7 protein-coding genes are annotated in these 7926 nt (G+C 44.3%); 6 read left to right on the plus strand and 1 reads right to left on the minus strand.

The genetic code is table 11. The features are described 5' to 3' along the window. Nucleotides 1-32: 32 nt before the first annotated feature. The 5 genes from IQ242_RS11140 (at nt 33) to trpE (ending at nt 5708) form a co-directional block, all read left to right on the plus strand. Nucleotides 33-620, plus strand: coding sequence for an aminodeoxychorismate/anthranilate synthase component II (locus IQ242_RS11140; RefSeq protein ID WP_193960022.1), 588 nt, complete (start codon nt 33-35; stop codon nt 618-620). Between the two features lie 61 nt (nt 621-681). After that, nucleotides 682-1491 carry an MBL fold metallo-hydrolase gene (locus tag IQ242_RS11145; RefSeq protein ID WP_193960023.1) on the plus strand — a complete coding sequence of 270 codons (810 nt, stop codon included), beginning with the start codon at nt 682-684 and terminating at the stop codon, nt 1489-1491. 79 nt (nt 1492-1570) lie between these two features. Continuing rightward, on the plus strand, nt 1571-3208 hold the full coding sequence (locus tag IQ242_RS11150) for an iron ABC transporter permease (RefSeq protein WP_193960024.1): 1638 nt from the start codon (nt 1571-1573) through the stop codon (nt 3206-3208). Between the two features lie 168 nt (nt 3209-3376). Continuing rightward, entirely contained in the window at nt 3377-3802 is a 426-nt protein-coding gene (locus IQ242_RS11155) for a photosystem I reaction center subunit II PsaD (protein ID WP_002740397.1), read from the plus strand. Between the two features lie 385 nt (nt 3803-4187). Further along, nucleotides 4188-5708 (plus strand): anthranilate synthase component I, encoded by a 1521-nt coding sequence (gene trpE, locus IQ242_RS11160; RefSeq protein ID WP_002789121.1) that lies wholly within the window; start codon nt 4188-4190, stop codon nt 5706-5708. A gap of 75 nt (nt 5709-5783) precedes the next feature. Here trpE and IQ242_RS11165 read toward each other — a convergent pair whose 3' ends face one another. Then, nucleotides 5784-6968: a type II secretion system protein J gene (locus IQ242_RS11165; protein ID WP_193960025.1), complete on the minus strand. Its 1185-nt coding sequence runs from the start codon at nt 6966-6968 to the stop codon at nt 5784-5786. Between the two features lie 421 nt (nt 6969-7389). Between IQ242_RS11165 and gloA the strand changes: the two genes are divergently transcribed. Beyond that, on the plus strand, nt 7390-7800 hold the full coding sequence (gene gloA, locus IQ242_RS11170) for a lactoylglutathione lyase (RefSeq protein ID WP_002758448.1): 411 nt from the start codon (nt 7390-7392) through the stop codon (nt 7798-7800). The last annotated feature ends 126 nt before the right edge of the window (nt 7801-7926 follow it).

Raw genomic sequence — 7926 nt, forward strand, 5'->3', positions numbered from 1 at the left:
ACTGAGCGAGGCTAGAGAAAGGAGAGAGACTCTTGATAATCGTCATCGATAACTATGATAGTTTTACCTACAATTTAGTCCAGTATTTGGGAGAATTAGCCTCCGAGTTCCCGATCGCCTTGCCGATCGAGGTCTATCGTAATGATAAAATCGACTTGGCCACAATCGAACAAATGCGGCCGGATGGGATTGTCATTTCCCCCGGTCCCGGCCGTCCGGTCGACGCGGGCATATCTCTGGAATTAATCGCCAAATTTGGCCCCCATTTGCCGATTTTGGGGGTCTGTCTCGGTCATCAAAGTATCGGTCAGGTATTCGGGGGGGATGTGGTCCGGGCCCCGGTCTTGATGCACGGCAAAACTTCCCCAATCTATCACAACAGTGAAGGGGTATTTCAAGGCTTAGAAAATCCTTTTACTGCCACCCGTTACCATAGTTTAGTGATCGATCGCTCCACCATGCCGGATAATTTAGAGATCACGGCCTGGGTCGAAGATGGTACGGTCATGGGAGTCCGTCATCGGGATTACCCCCACATTCAAGGAGTACAATTTCATCCCGAAAGTATTTTAACCACTGCTGGCAAGGAACTTTTAAGAAACTTTCTGCGATCCCTCTAGTGTTTGCTAATCCCCAACCCCTGAAATTAACCTTAACTTGATTAATTCTGCATCTACATTTATGAAAAGGCGAGATTTTATCTTATCGGCGGGGGCAAGTTTCTTAACCGTGGCAGTAAGCTCAGTTTTAGCGGAAACTAAACCGAAACCCACTAACCCCACTTCCCCCCAAAAACCCGATAATTCCCTCTTAGTTCAATGGTTGGGTCATAGTTGCTTTTTATTCACCGGAGGAGGGCAAAGAGTCCTAGTTAATCCTTTCCGGGCGATCGGTTGTACGGCGGGTTTTCCTTTGCCAAAAGTAGAAGCAGATATCGTTTTAATTAGTAGTCAACTGTGGGATGAAGGGGCGGCCGAGGGTTTACCCGGTAATCCGAAAATTTTGTTTGAGCCGGGGGCCTACGATCTGGGTAAATTAAAACTACAGGGTATTAGTATCGCCCATGATCGCATGGGGGGGCAACGTTTCGGCATGAATGTGGCCTGGCGTTGGACCCAAGCAGGGATTAGTATTGTCCATTTAGGGGGGGCAGCAGCCCCGCTCGCATTAGAACAAAGAATTCTCCTAGGCTCGCCGGATTTAGCTTTTATTCCCGTGGGAGGTGGTCCAAAAAATTATAATCCCCAAGAAGCAAAACAGGCGATCGAAGTTTTACAACCGCGAATTGCTGTCCCGACGCAATACTTTACCAGTGCCGCCGATAAAAATGCCTGTGAATTGGTCTCTGTAGATGAGTTTCTCAAGTTAGTCAAGGATAAAAATATCCGTTTAATCGGGGACAATAAATTGCGGATTCGTGCCGCCGATTTACCCAAAAAAGGGACTCTCATTCGCGTGTTTGACTACCGCAATCTGTTACAGAAATCCTAATTTTTAGGAGCCAATGACCTAGGACTGCTGTAGATCATCTCTTGGTTCTCTAAAAATTGCTTTAACAATCTTATTAAAAATGTTTTTGCTGAAAGAATCTCGCTCTTTTTTTAGACAGGGATGGACAATTGCAGTTTTACTAATTGCCCTGCTTGTTTCGCTGCCGATTTTATCGGTGGCCAGTAGTTTATTAACTAATTCCAGTCAAGTCTGGCAACATCTGCTCGAAACTGTTCTCTGGGATTATCTAGTTAATTCTTTTTGGTTGATGGGTGGGGTGGGCAGCGGCGTTTTAATCATCGGTGTTGGCACAGCTTGGTTAATAACGATGTGTCAATTTCCTGGTCGTCAACAATTTCAATGGTTATTATTACTACCCCTTGCCGCTCCTGCCTATCTCTTGGCCTATACTTATACCAATATGATGGACTATTTTGGTCCGGTGCAGACCTTCTTAAGAAGTGTTTTCGGTTGGAATAGTGTCGAAGATTATTGGTTTCCTAATATCCGTTCTCTTTGGGGGGGGATTCTGATGTTAATACTGGTGCTTTATCCCTACGTTTATCTGTTAGCAAGGGTCGGTTTTTTAGAACAATCTGTCTGCACAGTGGAGGCAAGTCGCTCCTTGGGATGTAATCCTTGGCGCAGTTTTTTTACTGTCGCTTTACCCCTAGCAAGACCGGCAATTATGGCGGGATTAGCCCTAGCTTTAATGGAAACTCTGAACGATTTTGGTACGGTGCAGTATTTCGGCATTAATGCTTTTACCACGGGGATTTATAATACTTGGTTCGGTATGGGCGATCGTATAGCAGCGGGACAGTTATCAACAGTTTTAATGGTATTTATCCTCGTTTTAGTTTTCCTTGAACAATCCTCCCGTCGTCAAGCTCGTTACTATGAAATGACCAATCGTTTCCAGTCACCGACTAAGTACGAGCTAGGATTTGTTCGCAGTTTTTTGGTAATGATCTCCTGTTTTTTACCAGTATTTCTTGGGTTTATTGCCCCTGCTTTCTATCTGGCCTATCTAGCCTTTAATCATGCCCAAGAAACTTTTAATAATGACTTTTTTAGTCTATCGGGAAACAGTTTTTTTCTGGCCAGTTTAAGCGCAATTATTGCGGTATTTTTAGCTTTAATTCTCGCCTACGGGGAAAGACTTAATCCGAATAAAACTCTTAAGCTTTCTGTGCGGATTGCGGCCGCTGGTTATGCTATCCCCGGCATCGTTATCGCAGTGGGGGTTTTAATTCCTCTCGGCAAATTAGATAACTTTTTCAACCAAGGATTAAATATCAATTTAATTCTGAGCGGCACAATTTTCTGTTTGATTTTTGCCTATATTGTCCGGTTTTTAGCCGTAGCTTTTTCCACGTTAGAATCGAGTTTAAGTAAAATAAAACCTAGTTTAGATGATGCTTCCCGCAGCCTTGGCTATGGCACTGGTGCCACTTTAATTAAAGTGCATATTCCTCTTTTGTCGGGGGGATTATTGACGGCGGCTATGTTAGTTTTTGTCGATGTGATGAAGGAATTACCGGCTACTTTGGTGTTAAGGCCTTTTAATTTTGATACCCTAGCGGTGCGCGTTTATCAATACGCCAGTGATGAACGTTTGGTGGAAGCGGCGGCACCGGCCTTGGCCATTGTCCTAGTGGGATTAATTCCGGTAATTTTTTTAAGTTGGCAAATTTCCCGACGGGCGATCGATTAAAGTGGTGGCCGATTCCTAGACAAGTTGGCGATCGGCCAGCAGCTTAGTTCTATAGTTTAGTACAAAATAATGTTACAGTTCTTGACAAGACTACTAGAGAGGGGGGGTGTCAGTGATAGGATTCCCTAAAACCCCTTTTCTTTATTTTTGTAGAGAGAACAAAATCCTATGACAGAACTTTCTGGAAAAGCTCCTAAGTTCGGTGGCAGCACGGGCGGTTTACTCGCCAAAGCTGATCTGGAAGAAAAATACGCCATCACCTGGACAAGCAGCAAAGAACAAGTCTTTGAAATGCCCACCGGTGGCGCCGCTATCATGAACGAAGGCGAAAATCTCCTCTATTTAGCCCGCAAAGAACACGCGCTCGCTCTTGGTACCCAATTCCGGACGAAATTTAAGCCCAAAATCGAAGATTACAAAATCTATCGGATTTACCCCAGTGGTGAAGTGCAGTATCTCCACCCTGCTGATGGTGTCTTCCCCGAAAAAGTTAACGCTGGTCGTGAATTTTTCGGCAAAAAAGACCGCAATATCGGCAAAAACCCCGAACCGGCGACAATTAAGTTCTCTGGTGTCACTCCCTACGAAGCATAAATAATCCCTAAAATCGAGAGTGGGGAGTTAGATTTAGAAGCTATTTGGCCCCAAGATTTGACTTCCGACTCTCGATTTCTCTGATCGCAATCGCAATCAATTGCTAGTTAGGGTTTACTGAAAAAGTTTTTCCTGGGGTTAGGAGTCAGTAGCCGGTCGTCAGGAGATTGCTTTTATTTATTCTCCTAAGTAGCTGGTTATAATTAAATTAAAAATGGATTTTAGCTTCGATCCCCCCTGCCACCCTTGATAAGGGGGGTGTCTGACAACTTTTAACACCTACCTACTTATCTCCCCTGATCCACACTCCTTCATAATTGATAATTCATAATTACTTTTTTTCCCCTACAAGTGTTGTGCTATCCGTTTCCCGAACCATCAAAATATGATCTTCCCCGACTTCGATCGCTTTCGTCAACTGGCTGGCCAAGGTAACTTTATTCCTGTCTATCAAGAATGGATCGCTGACCTAGAAACACCCGTTTCCGCCTGGTATAAAGTTTGTGCCGATCAAGCCTACAATTTTTTATTAGAGTCGGTGGAAGGGGGCGAAACCTTGGGACGCTACAGCTTTTTAGGAGGCGATCCCGTCTGGGTATTGGAAGCGCGGGGAAACACCACCACCCAAACTTTTCGCAATGGTTCTCAAGAGATTTTTTCGGGGGATCCTTTCGAGATTTTAACCCAATGTTTAGCCCCGATTGTGCCGGTTAAATTGCCGCAATTACCCGCCGGAATAGGGGGTTTATTTGGTTTTTGGGGTTATGAATTAATTAATTGGATCGAACCGCGAGTCCCTATTTATCCCGCTACCGATGCCGATCTACCGGATGGTATTTGGATGCAGGTGGATAATCTAATTATTTTCGATCAAGTTAAACGGAAAATCTGGGCGATCGCTTATGCCGATATCCGGGGTAATAATCCCGATTTAGCAGCCGCTTATCAAGCGGCCTGCGATCGAGTGACGCAATTAGTTCTCAAGTTACGATTACCCCTACCAACTAATGCCAAAACCCTGGAATTATTACCGGTTGGTCAGGGGAAAGAATTAGTCTATGAAAGCAATACAACTCAGGAAAAATTCTGTCAAAATGTCCTAAAAGCGAAGGATTATATCAAAGCGGGGGATATTTTTCAGGTGGTTATTTCCCAGCGTTTAAATGCCAATTATCAGGGTCATCCCTTCGATTTATATCGTTCCCTGCGTCTGATTAATCCTTCTCCCTACATGGCTTTTTATAACTTTAAGGATTGGCAAATTATTGGCTCTAGTCCTGAAGTGATGGTTAAGGCAGAACGGGACGAATTAGGTAAAATAAAGGCTACGGTCAGACCAATTGCCGGCACCCGTCGCCGGGGACAAAACTTCAGTGAAGATCAAGCTTTAGCAACGGATTTATTGCAAGACCCCAAAGAAATTGCCGAGCATATTATGTTAGTGGATTTGGGGAGAAATGATCTAGGTCGAGTGTGCGATCGAGGTACGGTCAAAGTGGATGAATTAATGATCATTGAACGTTATTCCCACGTTATGCACATTGTTAGTAATGTGGTGGGGTATTTAGCCACCAATAAAAGTGCTTGGGATTTATTAAAAGCTTGTTTTCCCGCGGGAACCGTCAGTGGGGCCCCGAAAATTCGTGCTATGGAAATTATCCATGAATTGGAACCCTGTCGTCGCGGTCCCTATTCAGGGGTTTATGGTTACTACGATTTCGAGGGACAGTTAAATAGTGCCATCACAATTCGCACTATGATTGTTCGTCCCCAAGGTAATCAAAATTATCTGGTTTCTGTGCAAGCGGGAGCAGGGTTAGTAGCTGATTCTGAGCCGGAGAAAGAGTATGAAGAAACCCTCAACAAAGCCAGGGGTTTATTGGAGGCAATTCGCTGTTTAAGTTAGATTTTTTAGGTTGGGAGCCAGTTAAGGGGATTTGGCGATGATTTCCGAGAAGGAATAGGGTTAACTATACCCTAGCTACTTGGGTTCAATGGTTACTAAAATCGAATAGGAGTCTGGTGGAGTCGTTCTAGTCAACACGAATAAAATTTGGTTATTAGCAAGGGAATCGATGCCTGGAGGTAAACTGCTACTATCAGAGGTATATACATCTACGGTTTGATCTGTAAACTGCTTATTGGCATTAAGCAACCCATTCACATGAACCACAATGCCATCTCCAGCTTTTGCCGGAACAGGTGAATCCAAAGCTCCTTCCGATCCCTCCTTGACTGCCTTGGGCCAATCTTTGTTAGGTTCAGCAATAACACCGCAGGCAGAATTAAGGAAAGGATTAGCACCAAGAGTGAATGTACAAGGTTTTGTTCCTTTAATAACTTTAGCTGTAACAGCTGCTGGCACGGTAAGGACGGGTAGAGTATTATTGTTCTTGGCACTCCCGCTATCACCTGCGACATCAAAAGGTTTGGTTAGGAGGAATAATCCCCAGATAGCTCTGGGGAAAACTCTGGTGCTGACAGAGTAGTTAACTGCCTCATTGGTAGTCATCTTTACCTGAGCGTTGGCATTCAAAATCACTTGATCACCAACTATGCGAACACAGGTATAAAAATCGTCCACATTGCCAAGGGCGGGGATTCGGTTAAAATTCCCAGGACAATTGGGGTTATTAGCAGGCGCTGCTAACATATCGGTGACGGGGGAACTTATCCAAGTCTTAATATCTTCGGGGGTGATGTAGTTGCCATTAGCGTTCAAGTTCGGACCGAAGCGCCACAAGACTCGTGGACCAGTCAAGCTATCTTCAGAGCCTTTGGTATAGTAAACGATCTGATCGGGGAGCGCCTGACCCGGATTGCTGGGGTCGGGAATTTGGAAAGCTAGAACTGCTTGCGCTCCTTTGGGTACTTTCTCACTCGTGATCTGCTTTTCAGAATTAGCGATTCTACTTGCTCGTCTCACTTCATCTGAAACAAACTCTAGAGTACGATTAAGATTATTTTGGATTTCACTATCGGCATTAGCTCGATAATTGCTTCTGAGCAGGTTAATTACGCCATTTCCCGCCACCAAGACGACAATCAGCATCATTAAACCTGCTAGTAAAACTTCTGTAATCGTGAAACCCGCTTGCAGACGACGATGAGCGGATTTTTTCTGTAAACGACCTAAGTGATTGATATACTCCAAATAAAAACGCATAGCTTTAACCCGTCCCAATTTCTCTGTTCTGTACTCCCCTAAATATTTAACATTTATTGCAGTCACAGAGGTTTTATTAAACTACTGGTCAATCAAGCCGAAAGGGGTTTTCGGAAACCACCGAAAATTTACTACTACCTACTACCTTCAAAATTTCCCTAGAAAACTCCCGCTCAAAAATGTCTCGACCTAACTAGCTTCACCACTAACTACAGGATAGCCTAAGAAAATCCCATAGATAGTAATTGAAATATGGCCAGAAAGGTGATTTTGGTTACAGCTATTAATCGCTTTTGGGAGTGAGTGAGTTTTTCGTACATTTGTATTGGTAGAATGGTTGACCCTCAAGGAGATAAGAAAGCCCAAGGACTGGTTACAATCAAGGATAAGTAATTTTTCGATCGATGTCATCTAAATAATCATGCGTCTCTTACACACCATGCTCCGGGTCAATAACTTGCAGGAATCTCTACAATTTTACTGCGATGTGCTAGGAATGAAGTTATTGCGCCAGAAAGACTATCCCAATGGTCAATTTACCCTCGCTTTCGTCGGTTATGGCGATGAGGCCAATCATGCTGTCATCGAACTGACCTATAATTGGGGAGTCGATCGCTACGAAGTCGGTAATGCTTACGGTCATATCGCCCTAGGCGTGGATGATATCTATAGCACCTGTGAGAAAATTAAAGCTCTCGGTGGCAATGTCACCAGGGAACCGGGACCGATGAAACACGGTTCTACGGTGATTGCTTTTGTGGAAGATCCTAATGGCTACAAGATCGAGTTAATTCAACTGGGAACCCAGGGTGCTGCCGTGGCCACGGCTTAAATTTATTGTCGTCAAAAACTTAAGTAGCTGGTTATAATTAAGTTAAAAATGGATTTTAGGTTCGATCCCCCCTGCCCCCCTTGATAAGGGGGGTGCCGATGCCCCCTTAGTCCCCCCTTAATAAGG

This window comes from Microcystis sp. LEGE 08355 (assembly GCF_015207185.1).
GTDB lineage: Bacteria > Cyanobacteriota > Cyanobacteriia > Cyanobacteriales > Microcystaceae > Microcystis > Microcystis panniformis.